The sequence below is a fragment of the Streptomyces sp. AM8-1-1 genome, from assembly GCF_032229325.1.
GTDB lineage: Bacteria > Actinomycetota > Actinomycetes > Streptomycetales > Streptomycetaceae > Streptomyces > Streptomyces achmelvichensis.
Genome location: NZ_CP135086.1, coordinates 7,427,279 through 7,444,375 on the forward strand (window position 1 = coordinate 7,427,279; position 17,097 = coordinate 7,444,375).

18 protein-coding genes are annotated in these 17,097 nt (G+C 70.5%); 15 read left to right on the forward strand and 3 right to left on the reverse strand.

The window, feature by feature from the left end; translation table 11 throughout:
* The 9 genes from RPQ07_RS33150 to RPQ07_RS33190 all read left to right on the forward strand — a co-directional run bounded on the left by RPQ07_RS33150 (position 1) and on the right by RPQ07_RS33190 (position 4,951).
* Positions 1 to 243: a gas vesicle protein GvpG gene (locus RPQ07_RS33150; RefSeq protein ID WP_313947924.1), complete on the forward strand. Its 243-nt coding sequence runs from the start codon at positions 1 to 3 to the stop codon at positions 241 to 243.
* The gene (locus RPQ07_RS33155; protein WP_313947925.1) at positions 243 to 839 is read left to right on the forward strand and encodes a DNA primase; all 597 of its coding nucleotides are present in this window, start codon (positions 243 to 245) and stop codon (positions 837 to 839) included. The genes RPQ07_RS33150 and RPQ07_RS33155 overlap by 1 nt, the downstream gene beginning before the upstream one ends.
* Positions 832 to 1,932 carry an SRPBCC family protein gene (locus RPQ07_RS33160; protein WP_313947926.1) on the forward strand — a complete coding sequence of 367 codons (1,101 nt, stop codon included), beginning with the start codon at positions 832 to 834 and terminating at the stop codon, positions 1,930 to 1,932. Before RPQ07_RS33155 ends, RPQ07_RS33160 begins: the two co-directional genes overlap by 8 nt.
* Entirely contained in the window at positions 1,929 to 2,288 is a 360-nt protein-coding gene (locus RPQ07_RS33165; protein ID WP_313947927.1) for a gas vesicle protein, read from the forward strand. The genes RPQ07_RS33160 and RPQ07_RS33165 overlap by 4 nt, the downstream gene beginning before the upstream one ends.
* Positions 2,285 to 3,046: a GvpL/GvpF family gas vesicle protein gene (locus tag RPQ07_RS33170; RefSeq protein ID WP_313947928.1), complete on the forward strand. Its 762-nt coding sequence runs from the start codon at positions 2,285 to 2,287 to the stop codon at positions 3,044 to 3,046. The genes RPQ07_RS33165 and RPQ07_RS33170 overlap by 4 nt, the downstream gene beginning before the upstream one ends.
* Positions 3,043 to 3,246: a gas vesicle protein gene (locus tag RPQ07_RS33175; RefSeq protein WP_313947929.1), complete on the forward strand. Its 204-nt coding sequence runs from the start codon at positions 3,043 to 3,045 to the stop codon at positions 3,244 to 3,246. The genes RPQ07_RS33170 and RPQ07_RS33175 overlap by 4 nt, the downstream gene beginning before the upstream one ends.
* Positions 3,243 to 3,527 (forward strand): gas vesicle protein K, encoded by a 285-nt coding sequence (locus RPQ07_RS33180; RefSeq protein ID WP_313947930.1) that lies wholly within the window; start codon positions 3,243 to 3,245, stop codon positions 3,525 to 3,527. Before RPQ07_RS33175 ends, RPQ07_RS33180 begins: the two co-directional genes overlap by 4 nt.
* 96 nt (positions 3,528 to 3,623) lie before the next feature.
* Complete coding sequence (locus RPQ07_RS33185) at positions 3,624 to 4,229, forward strand: flavodoxin family protein (protein WP_313947931.1); 606 nt, start codon at positions 3,624 to 3,626, stop codon at positions 4,227 to 4,229.
* A 41-nt stretch (positions 4,230 to 4,270) separates the two neighbouring features.
* Complete coding sequence (locus RPQ07_RS33190) at positions 4,271 to 4,951, forward strand: HAD family hydrolase (protein WP_313947932.1); 681 nt, start codon at positions 4,271 to 4,273, stop codon at positions 4,949 to 4,951.
* 120 nt (positions 4,952 to 5,071) lie between these two features.
* Here RPQ07_RS33190 and RPQ07_RS33195 read toward each other — a convergent pair whose 3' ends face one another.
* Positions 5,072 to 6,109: an NAD-dependent epimerase/dehydratase family protein gene (locus RPQ07_RS33195; RefSeq protein ID WP_313947933.1), complete on the reverse strand. Its 1,038-nt coding sequence runs from the start codon at positions 6,107 to 6,109 to the stop codon at positions 5,072 to 5,074.
* A 195-nt stretch (positions 6,110 to 6,304) separates the two neighbouring features.
* On the opposite strand from RPQ07_RS33195, the gene RPQ07_RS33200 reads away from it, so the two are divergent.
* From RPQ07_RS33200 to RPQ07_RS33220, 5 genes are all read left to right on the forward strand, one after another.
* On the forward strand, positions 6,305 to 6,544 hold the full coding sequence (locus RPQ07_RS33200; RefSeq protein ID WP_313947934.1) for a CDGSH iron-sulfur domain-containing protein: 240 nt from the start codon (positions 6,305 to 6,307) through the stop codon (positions 6,542 to 6,544).
* Between the two features lie 24 nt (positions 6,545 to 6,568).
* Positions 6,569 to 7,795 (forward strand): FUSC family protein, encoded by a 1,227-nt coding sequence (locus tag RPQ07_RS33205; protein ID WP_313947935.1) that lies wholly within the window; start codon positions 6,569 to 6,571, stop codon positions 7,793 to 7,795.
* 127 nt (positions 7,796 to 7,922) lie between these two features.
* On the forward strand, positions 7,923 to 9,458 hold the full coding sequence (locus tag RPQ07_RS33210) for an MFS transporter (RefSeq protein WP_313947936.1): 1,536 nt from the start codon (positions 7,923 to 7,925) through the stop codon (positions 9,456 to 9,458).
* Between the two features lie 215 nt (positions 9,459 to 9,673).
* A complete protein-coding gene (locus tag RPQ07_RS33215; protein ID WP_313947937.1) occupies positions 9,674 to 10,069 on the forward strand; it encodes an STAS domain-containing protein in 396 nt (131 codons plus the stop codon).
* Between the two features lie 11 nt (positions 10,070 to 10,080).
* Positions 10,081 to 10,524 carry an ATP-binding protein gene (locus tag RPQ07_RS33220; protein WP_313947938.1) on the forward strand — a complete coding sequence of 148 codons (444 nt, stop codon included), beginning with the start codon at positions 10,081 to 10,083 and terminating at the stop codon, positions 10,522 to 10,524.
* On the opposite strand, the gene RPQ07_RS33225 is transcribed toward RPQ07_RS33220, so the two are convergent.
* Entirely contained in the window at positions 10,484 to 11,362 is an 879-nt protein-coding gene (locus RPQ07_RS33225; protein ID WP_313947939.1) for a SigB/SigF/SigG family RNA polymerase sigma factor, read from the reverse strand. The genes RPQ07_RS33220 and RPQ07_RS33225 overlap by 41 nt on opposite strands.
* Positions 11,363 to 11,691: 329 nt before the next feature.
* On the opposite strand from RPQ07_RS33225, the gene RPQ07_RS33230 reads away from it, so the two are divergent.
* Positions 11,692 to 14,655, forward strand: a complete 2,964-nt coding sequence (locus tag RPQ07_RS33230; protein WP_313947940.1) for a HAMP domain-containing protein — start codon at positions 11,692 to 11,694, stop codon at positions 14,653 to 14,655.
* Between the two features lie 76 nt (positions 14,656 to 14,731).
* Here the strand turns inward: RPQ07_RS33230 and RPQ07_RS33235 are convergent, their stop codons facing one another.
* Entirely contained in the window at positions 14,732 to 17,032 is a 2,301-nt protein-coding gene (locus tag RPQ07_RS33235) for a SpoIIE family protein phosphatase (RefSeq protein ID WP_313947941.1), read from the reverse strand.
* Positions 17,033 to 17,097 lie beyond the last annotated feature (65 nt).

The window sequence follows — 17,097 nt, forward strand, 5'->3', positions numbered from 1 at the left end:
ATGGGCCTCATCTCCGAACTGCTGCTTCTGCCCGCCGCCCCGGTGCGCGGCACCTTCTGGGTGCTGCAGCAGGTGGTGGACGAGGCCGAGCGGCAGTACTACGACCCTTCGGCCATTCAGAGCGAACTCGCCCGGCTGTCGGACCAACTGGACGCGGGCGAGATCGACGAAGCCGAATTCGACCGCCGGGAGGACGAGCTCCTCGACCGGCTCGAGGCGATGCAGAACAGAGAGCAGGGATGATGAACAACAGGCTGGTTCTTGGCCTCGCTGTGGGGGCGGGGTACGTGCTCGGGCGTACGAAGAAGGCGAAGCTGGCGTTTGCCGTCGGCACGCTGGTGGCAGGCAAGCGACTCCAGCTGAGCCCGAAGGCCATCGGGGAGTTCGTCACCCAGCAGCTGCAGAACAACCCGCAGTTCAAGGAGTTGGGCGATCAGCTGCGGCAGGACCTCGGCGGCGTGGGCAAGGCCGCGACCGGCGCGCTCGTCAACCGGCAGCTCGAAGGGTTCGCCGACCGGCTGCACGGCCGCACGCTGGGTGTGCAGGACCGGCTCCAGGGCGTCGTCCCCGGATCCCGGGACGAGGACGAGGGACACGCAGAGGACACAGAGGACGCAGAGGCGCGGGACAGCGCCGATGGCGAGGACGGTGGCGACGAGGAAGAGCACCGCGAGCGCCGCGAGCCGCAGAAGAAGGCGGCCCCGCAGAAGAAGACCGCCGCACGACGGACGACGGCCAAGAAGACGGCCGCGCCCGCGCGGCGCGCCACGAAGAAGACGGCGTCCAAGACGACCGCCGCGAAGAGGGCCGCCTCGAAGGGAGGCCGGGACCGTGGCTGAGAAGACGTCGCCGCTGAGCGGGGACAACCCCGCCATCCAGCGGGTGAAGGAAGAACTGCAGAGTTTCCTGGCGGCGCAGGCGCAGCAGGCGCTGATGTCCGCCGGCCGAAAGCTCGGCCAGAGCACCAACAAGCTCAACGACATCGCGGAAGGCAGAAGCCCCGGCTTCGCCAAGCTTGCGCTGGAGGGCGGCCGCAAGGCGATGGAGGGCAAGGGCCCGGTCCGCAGCGCGGTCGAGCTCGGCGCCTCCCATCTCAAGGACAAGGTCACTGGCGTGTTCAAGAACCTCGGCGGCAAGGGCAAGTCCAAGAGCGGCGGCGGCAACAAGCCGATCGTCATCATCGAGTCCATCGACGTCGGCGTGTCGGTCCGTGACGCGTACGACCAGTGGACCCGCTACCAGGACTTCTCCACCTTCGCCAAGGGCGTCAAGAGCGCGACGGTGGCCGACGACACCTCGTCCGACTGGCAGCTGAAGGTGTTCTGGTCCAGCCGCAGCTGGAAGGCCCGGACGACCGAACAGGTGCCGGACAGCCGCATCCAGTGGACGTCCGAGGGCGCCAAGGGCAGCACCAAGGGCGTCGTCACCTTCCACTCGCTGGGCGAGAACCTGACCCGGGTGCTGCTGGTCATGGAGTACTACCCCAAGGGTCTCTTCGAGAAGACCGGCAACATCTGGCGCGCCCAGGGCCGCCGGGCCCGGCTCGACCTCAAGAACTTTGCCCGCCACATATCGATGCGCGGCGAGGCCGAGGACGGCTGGCGCGGTGAGATCCGGGACGGCGAGGTCGTCGTCACCCATGACGACGCCGTCGCCGAGGAGCAGGAGCAGGAGCAGGAAGAGCAGGACCAGCGCGACGAGGCCGAGGGCGAGGAGCCCGAGGAGGAGTACGCGGACGAGGACCTTCCGGAGGAGGAGGAAGAAGAGGAGCCGGAAGAGGAGTACGTCTACGAGGACGAGGACGAGGCCGAGGAGCCCGTGGACGAGGAGGAGCCGGCCGAGGAGGACGAGCTCCCCGAGGAAGAAGAGGAAGACGTCGAAGAGGACGCGGTGCGTGAACCGGCCGGGTCCGGAGGCCGTGGACGCCGATGACCACTGCAAGCAGGCTCCCCGATCCCTACGGCTCCGGCGGAGGCGCGAACCTCGCCGACATCCTCGAGCGCGTGCTCGACAAGGGGATCGTCATCGCCGGTGACATCCGTATCAATCTGCTCGACATCGAGCTGCTCACCATCAAGTTGCGGCTGATCGTCGCCTCCGTCGACAAGGCGAAGGAGATGGGCATCAACTGGTGGGAGGACGATCCCGGACTGTCCACCGGTGCCCGCCGCAACGAACTGGCCGCCGAGAACGAGCGCCTCCAGCGCCGTATCGCCGAACTGGAAGAGGCGGCGCAGCCGGCGGTGGACAGCGCGGAGACGAAGAAGGAGCGTAGGGAATCCGCATGAACGAACTGCGCTATGTGTACGCCGTGTCCCGGCCCTTCCAGGCCGCGCTCCCCAAGGACCTCCTGGGGGTGGCCGGGGCTCCGGTGTACGCGCTCGGCCACGGCGACCTCGTCGCCGTGGTGTCGGCGGTGTCGCCCGACGACTTCGACGAGGCTCCGCTCAAGGCGCACCTGGAGAACCTCGACTGGCTGAGCGACACCGCCCGGGCCCATGAGTCCGTGGTCGCGGCCCTCGCCTCGGTCACCAGCCCGTTGCCGCTCCGTCTCGCGACCGTGTGCCGGGACGACGACGGGGTGCGGCGTCTGCTGGACTCCGGGCACGCCCGGTTCCTGCGCACCCTCGAGCGGCTCGACGGCCGGGTGGAGTGGGGCGTCAAGGTCTACGCCGAGACGCCCGCGCAGTCGCCGGACTCGGCCGGGCCGGCCCCGGCGACCGGCCGCGACTATCTGCGCCGGCGGCTGGAGGAGCGCCGGACGAGCGAGCGGTCCTGGGAGTCGGCGGACGTGGTGTCGCGCCGGCTGCACGAGGAGCTGGCCCGCCATGCGGAGGCGGTACGGCTGCACCGGCCGCAGCAGGCCCAGCTCTCCCAGGCGGCGGGCCACAACGTGCTCAACGCCGCCTATCTCGTACCGCGTGAGGAGAGTGCCGCCTTCGTCGAGACGGTGAACCGTCTCCAGCCCGAGGAGCCGGGGCTGAGCGCGGAGCTGACGGGTCCCTGGGTGCCGTACTCCTTTGCCGGCGAGGAGGACGAGCAGTGACCGCCGGTGACGGGTCGCCCCTCGCGCAGCGTCAGGTCGCCCTGGTCGACCTGCTGGACAGGCTGCTCGCCGGCGGTGTCGTGATCAGCGGCGACATCACGCTGAGGATCGCGGACGTCGACCTCGTCCGCATCGATCTCAAGGCCCTCATCAGTTCGGTCACCGAGCAGGTGCGGTCGCCCTGGGAGGGAGCACCATGAGCCAAGAATCGCGGAAACTCGATCTCGACGCCGACACTGTCGAACGCGACCTGGCAAAACTCGTCCTGACCGTGGTGGAACTGCTGCGCCAGCTCATGGAGCGCCAGGCGCTGCGCCGGGTCGACCAGGGGGACCTGAGCGAGGAGCAGGAGGAGCGGATCGGCCTGACGCTGATGCTCCTGGAGGACCGGATGGGCGTGCTGCGGGACGAGTTCGGGCTCAAGCCCAGTGACCTGAACATCGACCTCGGCCCGCTCGGCCCTCTGCTGCCCAGGTCGTGACGGCCACCCGCCGCTCAGGTTCCGAAAGCCCCGGCACCGGCCGCCCCGGAACCGATTCACCCGTCCGGACGCCCGCGTGCGGGGAAGGAAGGCTGCATGAAGGCACTCGTCGTCAACTGCACCCTCAAGCGGTCGCCCGACCCCTCCAACACGCACGCTCTCGCGGAGGTCGTCGGCCACCGCCTCATCGAGCTGGGCTGCGACGTCGAGTACGTGCGTGCGGTCGACCTGGACATCAGGCCTGGGGTCGTCTCGGACGCCGGGGACGGGGACGAGTGGCCCGCGGTGCACCGGAAGCTGCTCGGCGCACAGATCCTGATCGTGGCGTCGCCGACCTGGGTCGGCAGGCCCTCGTCCGTGGCGCAGCGCGTCCTGGAGCGGATGAGCGCGCTGATGTCCGAGCAGGACCATGAGGGGCGGCCGGTCGCCTACAACCGCGTCGCGGGCGTGGTGGTCACGGGCAACGAGGACGGCGCGCACCATGTCATCAGCGAGATCACGGGCGCCCTCGGCGACATCGGCTACACGATCCCGGGTCAGTCCTGGACGTACTGGCATCTCGGCCCGGGACCGGGACCCGACTATCTCGACGACGAACGCGGGCACGAGTGGGCCCACCGGACCGGACGGACGATGGCGGCCAATCTGTACCGGACCGCCTACGCGCTGATCGCCCACCCGCTCGACGTACCCGAGCAGTAGACCTGCCGAGCAAACCCCCGAGCGGAATGAAGGAGCAGGCCATGGATCGCGCGGCGGTCTTCGACGTCGACGGCACCCTTGCCGACACCAACCACCTCCATGTGACGGCCTGGTGGGAGGCGTTCAGGCAGTCCGGCCACCGGGTGGAGATGTGGGACATCCATCAGGCTCTCGGGCTGCCGAGCCACCACCTGGTCGCCCGGCTGCTCGGGGACGACCGGGACACCGACGGGGACGACACCGTCATCACCGCGCACAAGGTGCTCTACGCGACCTTCTTCGATCGCATCGCGCCGCTTGAGCGGGCGCCCGACCTGCTGCGGGAACTCGCCGAGTCCGGGTGGAAGGTGGTGCTCGCCACCTCGGCGTCGGGCGGCGAACTCGCCGCGCTGCGGCATGCGATCGACGCCGACGACGCCATCACCGCGACGACGAGTGCCGATGACGTCGAAGAGGGCAAGCCCGCGCCCGAGCCGGTACATCAGGCCCTGGAGCTCGCGGGGGTGTCCGCGGACCGTGCCGTGTTCATCGGCGACGCCGTGTGGGACATGAAGGCGGCCACTGCGGCGAACGTCGTCGGAGTGGGGCTGCTCAGCGGTGGCATCTCACGGGCGGATCTGGAGACGGCCGGTGCGCGGGCCGTGTACCGGAACGCCGCGGACCTGCTGGAGCAGCTGGGCAGCAGCCCCATCGCGGACATCGAGCGGCGCCGGAGCAGCTGAGCGGGCTCTCGGCCCGGTGACCCGGTGACCCGGTGCCGCAGGCTCGCGGCAGAGCCCGGCGGCCTGAAGGCGCGGCAGAGCGGCGGCTGGAAGGCGGCTGGGTCGCCGCCCGCCCGCGGCTCAGGCCGCCTTGTGCCCCTGAAGCGGTTCGGTCGCCTCGCCGGACCCCTTCCGCACGCCGCGCAGGAACTCTTCGATCGCCTCGGTCGCGGACCACTCCGGGCGCCACCCCAGCTCCTCCCGCGCGCGGGTCGAGTCCAGCAGCGGCAGTCGCAGCACCGCGTCGAACAGATGCGGCGACGCCGGCACGGCATGCAGCCCCCAGGCCGCCGCCAGCGCCGCGCGTACCGCCCGGCGGGGCAGCCGTACGATCCGGGCGTCCAGCAGTTCGGCCAGTACCTGGGCGTCGACGGGCGGAGCGGCGGCGAGATTGAACGCGCCGCGCACGTCGTTCAGCAGCGCCAGCCGGCAGGCCTCGGCGGCGTCGTCGGTGTGCATCACCTGGAACCGCAGTCCCTCCAGGTCCGGTACGAACGGCAGCAGGTCCGGCCGGATCAGTGGCCCCGGCAGATGGCGGCCGCCGAAGATGCGGCGCTGCTCGCTCGCCGCTGTCTCTTTGAAGAGGAACCCGGGCCGCATCCTGACGACCCGGATCTGCGGGTGCTGCCGCTCGTAGCTGTCCAGCACCCGCTCGAGGTAGGCCTTCTCCCGGCAGTACGCGGCGTCCGGCCACCCGTGCGTGGGCCAGGACTCGTCGACTCCCGGGGCGGTCTTCGGACCGGGGGAGTACGCCCCCACCGACGAGGCGTGGACCAGGGCGGGCACGCCCGCGGCCACGACGGCGTCGTACACGGCGATCGAGCCGAGGACGTTGCTCTGCCAGGTGACCACCGGGTCGTGTGTCGGCTGGAAGCGCCAGGCGAGATGGACGACCGCGTCGGCGTCGGCGAAGTGGCGGCGCAGCGCGTCCGGTGCCGACGCCTCGGACAGATCGACGGACGCCCAGGTGGTCCGGGGCGCGGTCATGCCGGGGATCCGGCGCGCCAGTCCGAGGACGGAGGCGATCTGTGGATCGGCGCCGAGGGCCCTCACCACACTGGTGCCGACGTTCCCGGTGGCTCCGGTGACCACCACCCGCAGTCCTTTGTCCGCGCTCATCAGGCACTCCGTACTGTTGGGGCCGTATCGGGGATAGATGTGCCTCCGCATCGGGGAGACCGGTGCTCCGCGCGCTCCGAGTCCCCCACGGGCAGCCGGTGAAACGGGGCCATCCGGAGGATCGGCCGCTTGTAGGTTCATCCGAAAACCCGCCGCTCACCGTGACGGCGCCATCTCAACGGGCACCTCAGTCACATGAGGAACGCGAACGAGCCGCACCCGACGGACCGGCGGGACGACGAGGCGGCCGAGCGGCCGCGCCGTGTGACCGTGACCGAGAACGGCCCGGTGCTCGTCGAAGGTCCGGTCGAGGTCGTCCTCGACGACGGCACCACGGTGACGTCCGACCGGTTCACCGTCGCGCTGTGCACCTGCCGGCGCAGTCGGACCTACCCCTGGTGCGACACCAGCCACCGACGTCGCACCAAGCGGTGAGCGCGCCCGGTCCACGTGCCTGACATGCGCGAATCCGCACGAACGCCGGTCGTCGAACTCTTCCACCGGTACCGCGAGCCTGTCGTCGTCCAGACCGTCCGGTCGACCGCCGCCGCCACCATCGCCTACGTCGTCGCTCTCCAGCTGAGCAGCGAACCGGCCCCGCTCACCGCACCGCTGACGGCCCTTCTCGTCGTCCAGGTGACCCTGTACTCCACCCTGACCACCGGCGTCCGACGCGTGAACGCGGTCGTGGCGGGGGTGCTCCTCGCCATCGGCTTCAGCGTGCTCGTCGGTCTCAGCTGGTGGAGCCTCGGGCTGATCATCCTGGCGTCCCTGGTCGTCGGCCGGGTGGTCCGGGTGAGCGAGTTCGTTCCCGAGGTGGCGATCAGCGCCATGCTCGTCCTCGGCGTGACCCAGGTGGCAGACACCGCCTGGGACCGCATCCTGGAGACGGTCATCGGCGCCGCCGTCGGGCTGGCCTTCAACGTGCTGTTCGTGCCACCGGTGTGGGTCGGCACGGCGGGGGAGTCCATCTCGGATCTGGCCCGGCGGATGCGTCAGCTGCTGCTGCGCCTCGGTGAGGAGCTGACCACCCCCACGCCGGTCGCGGCCGCCGCGGCCCGGCTGCACGAGGCGCGCCGGCTCGACCACGACATCGCCGACGTCGACGCCGCCCTGCGCCAGGCCGAGGACAGTCTCAGGCTCAACCCCCGGGTCAAGGAGGGGCTGCTGCACCGCGTCGTGCTGCGGACCGGACTCGACACCCTGGAGATCTGCGCGGTCGTCCTGCGCGTCCTCGCCAGGACCATGACCGACCTCGCCAAGGAACGGGACGAGGAGAACCTCTTTCCCCCCGAGGTGGGCCGCGAACTGGAGGACCTGCTGGGGCATGCCGCCGACGCACTCGTCAGCTTCGCCGTCCTTGTCACCACACAGACGAGCGAGGCCGCCGAAGCGGCGGAGAGCCGGCTCGCCGCGGACCTGGCGGCGGCCGCCACCCGTCGCGAACGCGCGGCCCAACTGCTTCTCCAGGGCGTCCAGCGCCACCCGCGCCACTGGCAGCTCCACGGCGCGCTCCTCGCCGAGATCGACCGCATCCTCGACGAACTGGCCCCGGAATTCCGCTCCCAGCGCCTCATGGAGGAGCTCGACCGCAGCGCGCGGGAGCAGCGCGAGAAGTACCCGAGGATCGCCGCGGCCCGCGAATGGGTCAAGGAACGGCGACGGGAGCGCGCCGCGGCCCGCTGACCCGGCCGTCCCCCAAGGGCCCGGCCCACGGCCCGTGCACGGCCCCGTTTACCGGGTTTGACCATCGGGTACCCGCATGCGGCGCCATGGGCGGTGACGGAAGGCCGCCCCCGAGGAGGCACTGCCCATGAGCTCTGGCGGAGAAGCGACCACCGGGACCATCACCACCAAGGTCCCCGCGAGACTGGACCGGCTGCCCTGGTCGCGATGGCACTGGATGATCGTGATCGGCCTCGGCACCGTGTGGATCCTCGACGGTCTGGAAGTGACCGTCGTCGGCAACATCGCGAGCCGGCTCTCCGAGGACGGCAGCGGACTGCCGATCAGCGACGCCCAGGTCACCGGTACGGCCGCGGCCCTCTATGTGGCGGGTGCCTGTTCGGGCGCCCTCTTCTTCGGCCGGCTCACCGACCGCTACGGCCGCAAGAAGCTGTTCCTGATCACCCTGGCCGTCTACCTCGCGGCCACCGCGCTGACCGCCGTCTCGTTCTCCGTCTGGTGGTTCTTCCTCTTCCGCTTCCTGACCGGCTTCGGCATCGGCGGTGAGTACGCGGCCATCAACTCCGCCATCGACGAGCTGATCCCCAGCAAGTACCGCGGGCGCGTCGACCTGATCATCAACGGCAGTTACTGGCTCGGAGCCATGGGCGGCGCGCTGCTGTCGGTTGTCGCCCTGAACACCGACATCTTCCCCAAGGACCTCGGCTGGCGGCTGACGTTCGCCCTCGGTGTCGTCCTCGGCCTCGTCATCCTGCTCGTACGCCGCCATGTGCCGGAGAGCCCGCGCTGGATGTTCATCCACGGGCAGTCGGAGGAAGCGGAGAAACTCGTCGACCAGGTCGAGCGCGAGATCGAGGAGGAAACCGGCCGGCCGCTGCCCGAACCCGCTACCGAGATCACCATCGAACAGCGGCGCAGCATCGGGTTCGTCGAGATCGGCAGAAGCGTCTTCCGCGACTATCCCCGGCGGGCGACCCTCGGCTTCGCGCTCTTCATCGGACAGGCGTTCCTCTACAACGCGATCACCTTCGGATTCGGCTCGATCCTGGTGAAGTTCTTCGACGTCTCCAGCAGCACGACCGGCTACTTCTTCGCCGTCATCGCCTTCGGCAACTTCCTCGGCCCGCTGCTGCTGGGCCGGCTGTTCGACACCTGGGGCCGGCGTCCCATGATCGCGGGCACCTACATCCTCTCCGGCGTCCTGCTGTTCGTCACGGCCTGGATGTTCGGGGCCGGTTGGCTCAACGCCACGACGATGACCCTGTGCTGGTGCGTCGTGCTGTTCTTCGCGTCGGCGGGCGCCAGCTCGGCGTACCTCACGGTGAGTGAGATCTTCCCGATGGAGACGCGGGCCATGTCGATCGCGTTCTTCTACGCCATCGGCACGGCGGCCGGCGGAATCTCCGGCCCGCTGATCTTCGCCGAGCTGACGGAGAGCGGAGTCGTCGCCGACGCCGTGCTCGCCTTCTGCATCGGAGCCGCGCTGATGGTGCTGGCCGGCCTGGTGGCCGTGTTCTTCGCCGTGGCCGCCGAACAGAAGTCCCTGGAGGACATCGCCACCCCGCTGTCCGCGGTGAAGGCCAAGGGTGGCGAGCTGCGGGGCAACGCCGGTGACCTGCGGTCGAAGGAGCCCGGTGGCCCGCCGAGCGCGCCGGCCGTGTGACCGCACGTCAGGAGGCAGGTCCGCCGTGCGCTCCCGGGCCCGTACATGGTCGGCGCGTTTTGAGGCAGCCGTGCCGGGCACTGTTGCGTACATCCGGGGAAACACCGGGAGCGCTGTCCCATCAGAGACGGCGGGTGCGTTCTGCCGGTCTCGACGCGGCGCGCAACGGGTGCGGGTGCGCGGCCGGATTCACGGCAGAAAGGCGGGAGAGCCCCATGGTCTCGGGAGTATCCGGGCAGCCACCGGGGGAGGGCGCGGCGGACGGACGCTTCGGCGTCGAGGTGCGCCCCGCCGGGACGACCGTGGTCGTGCTGCTCACGGGCGAACTCGACCACGACACCGCCGAGCCCCTGCGTGAGGCCCTTCAGCAGTGTCTGGAAACCGCTCCCGAGCGCGTCGTGGTGGACTGCGGGGATCTCCAGTTCTGCGACTCGACCGGCCTGAACGTCCTGCTCCGGGCGCGACTGACGGCGCGCGAAGCGGGAAGCCGCCTGGAGCTCGCCGCACTCCGGCCTCCGGTGGCACGCATGTTCGATATTACCGGCGCCCATGCGGTGTTCCGGGTGTACGCCGGCCTGGACGAGGCTCTGGCGGACGAGCGGCCGACCTAGCGGAGGATCTGATGGGTGCAAGCCTCCGTGGACAGGGGCAGACACGTCGTCTCGCCCTGTTCGGGACCAAGGGCGTGGTGAGCCGATGCCGCGACTTCACCGCCGAGGCCCTCGACGACTGGGGATGGACGCCGGCGGTGGGGGAGCGGGGAGCGGTCGTCGAGGATGTGCTGCTGCTCGTCTCCGAAATGGCCACCAACGCCTGTCTGCACGCCGGCGGGCCCACCGAGCTGGTGCTGCGCCACGGCCCCGACGGTCTGCGGATCGAGGTCGCCGACACCAGCGCACAGCCGCCGCATCCCCGGCCCAGGGAGGTGTCCCTGCCCGGTGGTCACGGGCTGATCGTGCTGGAGCGCCTGTCGCAGAGCTGGGGCTGGGCCCCGACGGACGGCGGAAAGATCGTCTGGGTCCAGGTCACGTCGCCGGACCGGCAGGCGGGGACTCCGGATCGGTAGGGCCGTCGGCGGGAGGCTCGTCACTCAGCAGCCCTGCGCGCAGCGCGCCGAGGATGCGGGCCAGCAGACGCGAGACATGCATCTGCGAGAGGCCGAGCCGGTCGCCGATCTCCGACTGTGTCAGCTCGTCGCCGAAGCGCAGGGACAGCACGAGCCGGTCCCGCTCGTCCAGCGCGGCGATGAGCGGTTTCAGGGACTCCAGGCAGTCCACGATGTCGTAGGACCTGTCCTCGCAGCCGAGGCTGCGGGTCAGCGCTCCCACCGTGCCGTCGTCCTCGTTCGCCGGGACGTCCAGGGAGCGCGCGACATAGCCGTTGGACGCCCGCTCGCCCTCGACGATCTCCTCCTCGGTGACGTCGAGCCGCTCGGCGAGCTCTGCGGTCGTCGGCCGGCGCCCCAGGTCCTGTTCCATCACATCGACGGCCTTGGCCAGGTCGATCCGCAGCTCCTGGAGCCGGCGCGGCACTCTGACGGCCCAGCTGGTGTCCCGGAAGAAGCGCTTCATCTCGCCCACGATGGTCGGCAGGGCGAAGCACGCGAATTCCACGCCGCGGCCGGTGTCGAACCGGTTGATCGCCTTGATCAGCCCGATCGTGCCCACCTGGATGATGTCCTCCATGGGCTCCGCCCGGTTGCGGAACCGGGTCGCGGCGAACTTCACCAGGCTGAGATTGAGCTCGACGAGGGTGTTCCGGGCGTAGGCGTACTCCGCTGTTCCCTCGTCCAGCGTCGCCATGCGCTCGAACAGTGCCGCCGAGAGTTCCTTGGCGTCCGTCGTACTGACGGAGCCGGGCTCGGTGAGGTCCACGGTCGCCGGAACGGCGAGGGTGCGGGACATGGGGCTCCTTCGACGGGGCGGAGGCCGGCGCTGTCGGATACAGCGGGACCGTCGTCTGAGCTACCTGCTGAGAAACTCCCATTTTAGACGCTTCACCATGTTTCGGCCGTGGTTCGTGGCTGCCCGGGCGCCCCACGGGGCGGCAGGGGGCGGTACGGGCGGGGGCGCCGCCCGGAGGGGGGAACATCTGTACGCAGTTCCGGGTGTCGCGGGGGTGGCGGCGTGCCACAGTGGATGCGAAAACCGCCGTTCACCACGGTCAGCCCCACGGCAGTCCTCTCACGGCGCGGCCGGTGCGGCGCCGTGAATGACGACAGGCGAGGTCGACGATGGATGTGCCGGACCGGACGCCCGATCCGCGCCGGACGCCTCCCGCTGCCCAGCTCAGCGAGGAGGGGCTGCGCAAGCTGCTCGCCGGGCTCACGGCCGTACGCGACGGCGATCTCTCCGCCCGCCTGCCCGACGACGCCGAGGGTCTGCTGGGCGAGATCGCGATCGTCTACAACGGCATGGTGGAGCAGCTGTCGCTGGTCACGTCCGAGGTCACCCGCGTCGCCAACGAGGTCGGGGGCCAGGGCCTGCTCGGCGGCCATGCGCGCGAGCCCCGCGTCAGCGGTGTCTGGCAGGAGCTGACGACCGGCGTCAACACCATGGCGGACAACCTCACCTCGCAGGTCCGCAACATCTCGCAGGTCGCCACCGCGGTCGCGCGCGGTGACCTCACCCAGAAGATCAGGGTCGACGCCCGCGGGGAGATCCTGGAGCTCAAGGAGACCATCAACACGATGGTGGACCGGCTGTCCTCGTTCGCCGAGGAGGTCACCCGGGTCGCCCGCGAAGTGGGGACCGAGGGAAACCTGGGCGGACAGGCGACCGTCCGCGGTGTGTCCGGGACCTGGAAGGACCTCACCGACAACGTCAACTCCATGGCGAACAACCTGACCAACCAGGTCCGCAACATCGCCCAGGTGACGACGGCGGTGGCACGCGGTGACCTGACCCGCAAGATCGACGTCGACGCCCGCGGGGAGATCCTGGAGCTCAAGACCACCATCAACACCATGGTCGAGCAGCTGTCCTCGTTCGCGGCCGAGGTGACCCGGGTGGCCCGTGAGGTCGGCCGGGAGGGCCGTCTGGGCGGTCAGGCCGAGGTCGAGGGAGTCTCCGGCACCTGGAAGCGTCTCACCGAGAACGTGAACGAGCTGGCCGGGAACCTCACCCGGCAGGTCCGTGCCATCGCCGAAGTGACCAGCGCGGTCGCCGAGGGCGACCTCACGCGGTCCATCACCGTCGTGGCGCCCGGCGAGGTCGGAGACCTCAAGGACAACATCAACGCCATGGTCGAGTCGTTGCGGCAGACCATCCGGGCCAACGAGGAACAGGACTGGCTGAAGACCAACCTGGCCCGCGTCTCCGGCCTGATGCAGGGCACCCGCAGCCTGCCCGCCATCGCCGAACTCATCATGGACGACGTACCGCCGCTGGTCTCCGCGCAGTACGGCGGCTTCTTCCTCACCCACGAGAGCGACCGCGGTCCGGAACTCGTCATGACCGCCGCCTACGGTTCGCCCGACGACCCCTCGGCCGGCCCGCGCCGCTTCCTGTTCGGGCAGTCCCTCGTCGGACAGGCCGCCCGCAGCAGGCGCACCGTCGCCGTCGACGACCTTCCGCCCGGATACGCCACCATCGCGTCCGGCTCCGGCAGCATGGAGCCGAGCAGCCTTCTCGTCCTCCCCATCGTGGTCGAGGACCAGGTGCTGGGCGTCATCGAACTGGCGGCCCTGCGGCCGTTCACCCGCATCCACCGCGACTTCCTCGACCAGTTCATCGAGACCGTCGGGGTCAACGTCAGCTCGCTGATCGCCAATGTGCGTACCGACGAGCTGCTGGAGCAGTCCCAGCGGCTCACCGCCGAACTGAGCACCCGGTCCGCGGAGTTGCAGTCACGGCAGGAGGAACTCCAGCGCTCCAACGCGGCGTTCCGTGAGAAGGCGGCGCTGCTCGCCGACCGCAACCGTGACATCGAGCGCAAGAACCTGGAGATCGAGCAGGCCCGGCAGGAACTGGAGGACCGCGCGCAGCAGCTGTCGCGGACCTCGATGTACAAGTCCGAGTTCCTTGCCAACATGAGCCACGAACTGCGGACACCGCTCAACAGCCTGCTGATCCTGGCCCAGTTGCTCGCCCAGAACCTGGAGGGCAACCTCACGGAGAAGCAGGTCGACTACGCCGAGGTCATCCACTCGGCCGGCTCCGACCTGCTCCAGCTGATCAACGACATCCTGGATCTCTCCAAGGTCGAAGCGGGAAAGATGGACGTCCACCCGGAGGCGTTCGAGCTGGCGCAGCTCCTCGACTACGTCGAGGCGACCTTCCGGCCGGTGGCCGGCGAGCGCGAGCTGGAGTTCCGGGTGACGGCCGCCGCGGACATACCGGCCCAGCTGACCACCGACGAGTCCCGGCTCCGGCAGGTGCTGCGCAATCTGCTGTCGAACGCGCTGAAGTTCACCGAGCAGGGCCGGGTCGAGCTGCGCATCGAGAACGCCGACGCCGCCGAACTGCCGCTCGCCCTGCGCGACAGCGGGGCGACCCTGGCCTTCCGGGTCACCGATACGGGTATCGGTATCCCCGCGGACCGGCTGCAGACCGTCTTCGGCGCCTTCCAGCAGGGCGACGGCACCACATCACGGCGGTACGGCGGCACCGGCCTCGGGCTCTCCATCAGCCGCGAGGTCGCCCAGCTCCTCGGCGGCACCATCACCGCCCAGAGCACGCTGGGCGAGGGCAGCAGCTTCACGCTCTACCTGCCGGTCCACGCCCTGGCCGCACCCCGGGTGCCCGCGACGGCGGAACGGGCGGAAGCACACGCCCGGGCCCTGCCGCGCACGGTCGGTCAGGCGCCGGGAGCCACGGTCCTGGTCGTCGACGACGACACCCGCAATGTCTTCGCCCTCACCGAGGTCCTGGAGCACGAAGGCATGCTGGTTCTCCAGGCGGCCGGCGGCCAGGAGGGGATCGAGGTACTGCATGCCCACGAGAACGTCGATCTGATCGTGATGGACGTGATGATGGCCGGCATGGACGGCATCGCCACCATGGGCGCCATCCGGCGGATCCCCCGGTTCGCCGAGGTGCCGATCATCGCGGTCACCGCCAAGGTCATGCCCGGTGACCGGGCCGAGGTGCTGGCCGCGGGGGCCAACGACTATGTGGCCAAGCCGGTGGACACGGACCAGCTGATGACGAAGATCCGCAGCTGGCTGGCCCGGGAGAGCCGCGGCTCCGCCGAGTGAGCACCTGCGGGCGGGCCCTGCGGGCAGGACCGTGGTGACCCACGTGCCGCTCCCGGCACGATCCGAGCGACAGGCACTAGCGGACCCGTACCGCGATCAGACTCGTGTCGTCGTCGGTGTCGCCGGTCGCGGCTCCCAGCAGCCGGTCCACCTGGTCGTCGATCTCCCGCCCGGCCAGTTCCTCCGCCGTGCGCAGCAGCGACCGGAGGCCTTCGTCGAGTGCGTCGTGGCGGCGCTCGATGAGACCGTCGGTGAACAGCAGCAGGGTGTCGCCCGGCTTCAGCTGGGTCGTGATCTCCTCGTACCGGGCGTCCGGAGTCGCCCCCAGAAGGATGTTCTTCGGCGGAGCCAGCAACTGCGCGTGTCCCTCGCGGAGCAGCAGCAGCGGCAGATGGCCGGCGCTCGCCCAGCGCAGGGTGCGGTCCGCCGGGTCGTAGAGCGCGCACACGGCGGTCGCGGTCGGGCGCCCCTGGGTATGGATGGTGACCTCGTTCAGCCAGGACATCAGGCGTCCGGGCCGGTGACCGGTGAAGGCCAGACCGCGGAGCGCGTTGCGCAGGGCGACCATGCCGGTGGCGGAGTCGATGCCGTGCCCGGCGATGTCCCCGACGGCCACGAGGACCTTCCCGTCCGGCAGCGGCAGTACGTCGTACCAGTCGCCTCCGACGCGGTACTCCTGCACCGCGGGCCGGTAGCGGGCGGTGGCCTGGAGACCGGGCAGCACCTCCAGGGCGGGCATCTCCGGAACGATCGCCTGCTGGAGCTGGAGCGCGAGGCGATGACGCAGGGCCGCCTGCGCCTGGACGGCGGTCAGTTGGTCGAAGGTCGCCGAAAGGGCCACCTCGGTGTGGAACTCGGCGGAGACGTCCTGGTAGATGCCCGAGATGCCGATGAGCGTTCTCTGGTCGAGCAGCGGTTCTGCGGTGATGCGCACATGCCGCTGCCGGCCGTCGTCCCGGACCACACGGATCACCGTGGCGGCGCCTCTGCGTCGCTGGGTGAGGTTCCGCAGCAGCTCGGTCAGGTCCTCGTCGTCCTCCGGATGGACCCGCTGGTACAGCTCCATGAGCGGGATCGGCCGAGCGTCCCTGGGGGCCCCGAAGATGCCGTACGCCTGCTCGCCCCACGAGGACGTACCGGTCAGCAGGTTGTCCTCGAACGGTGCCACGCCCTGGAGCCTGGCGACGGCACGGGTGGCCGCCGTGCCCCGGTCGGTGCTGCTGTGCCACAGGACGACGGTCCGCTCGGCCCCGGCGGGCAGCACCCGCACATCGAGCAGCGGAGCCGGCGCGTCGGCGTGGTCCACCGCGGGCAGTCTGGAAGCCCGCTGGAGCGAGGAGGTGGAGTGCGCGAGTTCGGCGAGCTCGGCGATCGGTGCGTGGAGCAGGGGAAGCGTCCGGCTCAGGAGCTGACCGGTGGTGTGTCCCGCGCTGCCGAGGGCTTCCACCGCCGCCTGGTTGAGGTGTTCGACGGCAAGGGCACCCGCCTCCGGGTCGCGTACCAGCGTGAGTGCGGGGTGGGCCATCGCGTCGAGCAGCTCGTCCAGCGCCGGCAGCGGGGCGGGCTCCCACAGGGGAGCCGTCAGGACCCGTGCGGCCACGTCCATCAGATCGGTGAGGGCGCGCCGCACCGGCCCGTCGAGGTCGGCGCGGTCGGGCCAGACCGCCAGGGCCACCCCGACGGTCGTGCCGCGCAGCCGCAGGGGCAGCACCGCACGGGCCGCCTGCGGTGCCGGGCCCGGCAGCACGTCGTCGGGCGGCGGACCCGCCGCGAGCCAGACCGGTGAGTCCTCCAGCAGAGCCGGCCGGAACGACGCGGGAAGCGACGGCGGGATCCACCGCCACTGCGACGCCTCGGTGGCCCCGACGCCGGCGTGCCCGGCGAGCTGGAGACATCCCGATCCGGTCCGCCGCCACAGCCACAGGCTCCGCACACCCAGATGCCTGAGCCCGCCGTCGAGGAGGGCGGCTGCGGCCTCCTCGACCGTGTGATGCGCCTCCGCGTCCGTCATCGCACGACGCATCCGGCGCGCCTCGTCGCCGCGCGGTCCGCGGTCGGCGTATGCGGCGGACGACGCGGTCGCCGTGGCCGGAGGGGGAGAGACCGCGACCGTACCGGCGACGCCGTTCACGACGTCGGCGGCGAAGTCCTCCGTGCTCAGGCCGGTTTCGGCGGCCATGCGGGCCAGCTGCTCGGCGGCCTCGGCGGGGGAGGTGGCCAGCCGGGTCACCAGCACTCCGGTCGCCAGGTCCAGCAGATGCCGTCGCACGAGTTCGGCCCGCAGATCCGCGTTCCGCGCGGACAGCTCGGCCGCGGCCGCGGCCAGATCGTCCCGCTCCCGGCCTGCGCCGGAAGGATCCTGTGCGGACGTGCTCACGGACTCTCCCATCCCGGGCAGAGAGGTGCGACACCGTGTGATCGCACCCGATCCGGATTCTACGG

What these genes read in the sequence shown, in the direction of transcription:
- RPQ07_RS33150 (WP_313947924.1), top strand. Translation starts at nt 1, where the DNA reads ATGGGCCTCATCTCCGAACTGCTGCTTCTGCCCGCCGCCCCGGTGCGC.
- RPQ07_RS33155 (WP_313947925.1), top strand. Translation starts at nt 243, where the DNA reads ATGAACAACAGGCTGGTTCTTGGCCTCGCTGTGGGGGCGGGGTACGTG.
- RPQ07_RS33165 (WP_313947927.1), top strand. Translation starts at nt 1,929, where the DNA reads ATGACCACTGCAAGCAGGCTCCCCGATCCCTACGGCTCCGGCGGAGGC.
- RPQ07_RS33170 (WP_313947928.1), top strand. Translation starts at nt 2,285, where the DNA reads ATGAACGAACTGCGCTATGTGTACGCCGTGTCCCGGCCCTTCCAGGCC.
- RPQ07_RS33180 (WP_313947930.1), top strand. Translation starts at nt 3,243, where the DNA reads ATGAGCCAAGAATCGCGGAAACTCGATCTCGACGCCGACACTGTCGAA.
- RPQ07_RS33185 (WP_313947931.1), top strand. Translation starts at nt 3,624, where the DNA reads ATGAAGGCACTCGTCGTCAACTGCACCCTCAAGCGGTCGCCCGACCCC.
- RPQ07_RS33190 (WP_313947932.1), top strand. Translation starts at nt 4,271, where the DNA reads ATGGATCGCGCGGCGGTCTTCGACGTCGACGGCACCCTTGCCGACACC.
- RPQ07_RS33195 (WP_313947933.1), bottom strand. Translation starts at nt 6,109, where the DNA reads ATGAGCGCGGACAAAGGACTGCGGGTGGTGGTCACCGGAGCCACCGGG.
- RPQ07_RS33200 (WP_313947934.1), top strand. Translation starts at nt 6,305, where the DNA reads ATGAGGAACGCGAACGAGCCGCACCCGACGGACCGGCGGGACGACGAG.
- RPQ07_RS33205 (WP_313947935.1), top strand. Translation starts at nt 6,569, where the DNA reads ATGCGCGAATCCGCACGAACGCCGGTCGTCGAACTCTTCCACCGGTAC.
- RPQ07_RS33210 (WP_313947936.1), top strand. Translation starts at nt 7,923, where the DNA reads ATGAGCTCTGGCGGAGAAGCGACCACCGGGACCATCACCACCAAGGTC.
- RPQ07_RS33215 (WP_313947937.1), top strand. Translation starts at nt 9,674, where the DNA reads ATGGTCTCGGGAGTATCCGGGCAGCCACCGGGGGAGGGCGCGGCGGAC.
- RPQ07_RS33220 (WP_313947938.1), top strand. Translation starts at nt 10,081, where the DNA reads ATGGGTGCAAGCCTCCGTGGACAGGGGCAGACACGTCGTCTCGCCCTG.
- RPQ07_RS33225 (WP_313947939.1), bottom strand. Translation starts at nt 11,362, where the DNA reads ATGTCCCGCACCCTCGCCGTTCCGGCGACCGTGGACCTCACCGAGCCC.
- RPQ07_RS33230 (WP_313947940.1), top strand. Translation starts at nt 11,692, where the DNA reads ATGGATGTGCCGGACCGGACGCCCGATCCGCGCCGGACGCCTCCCGCT.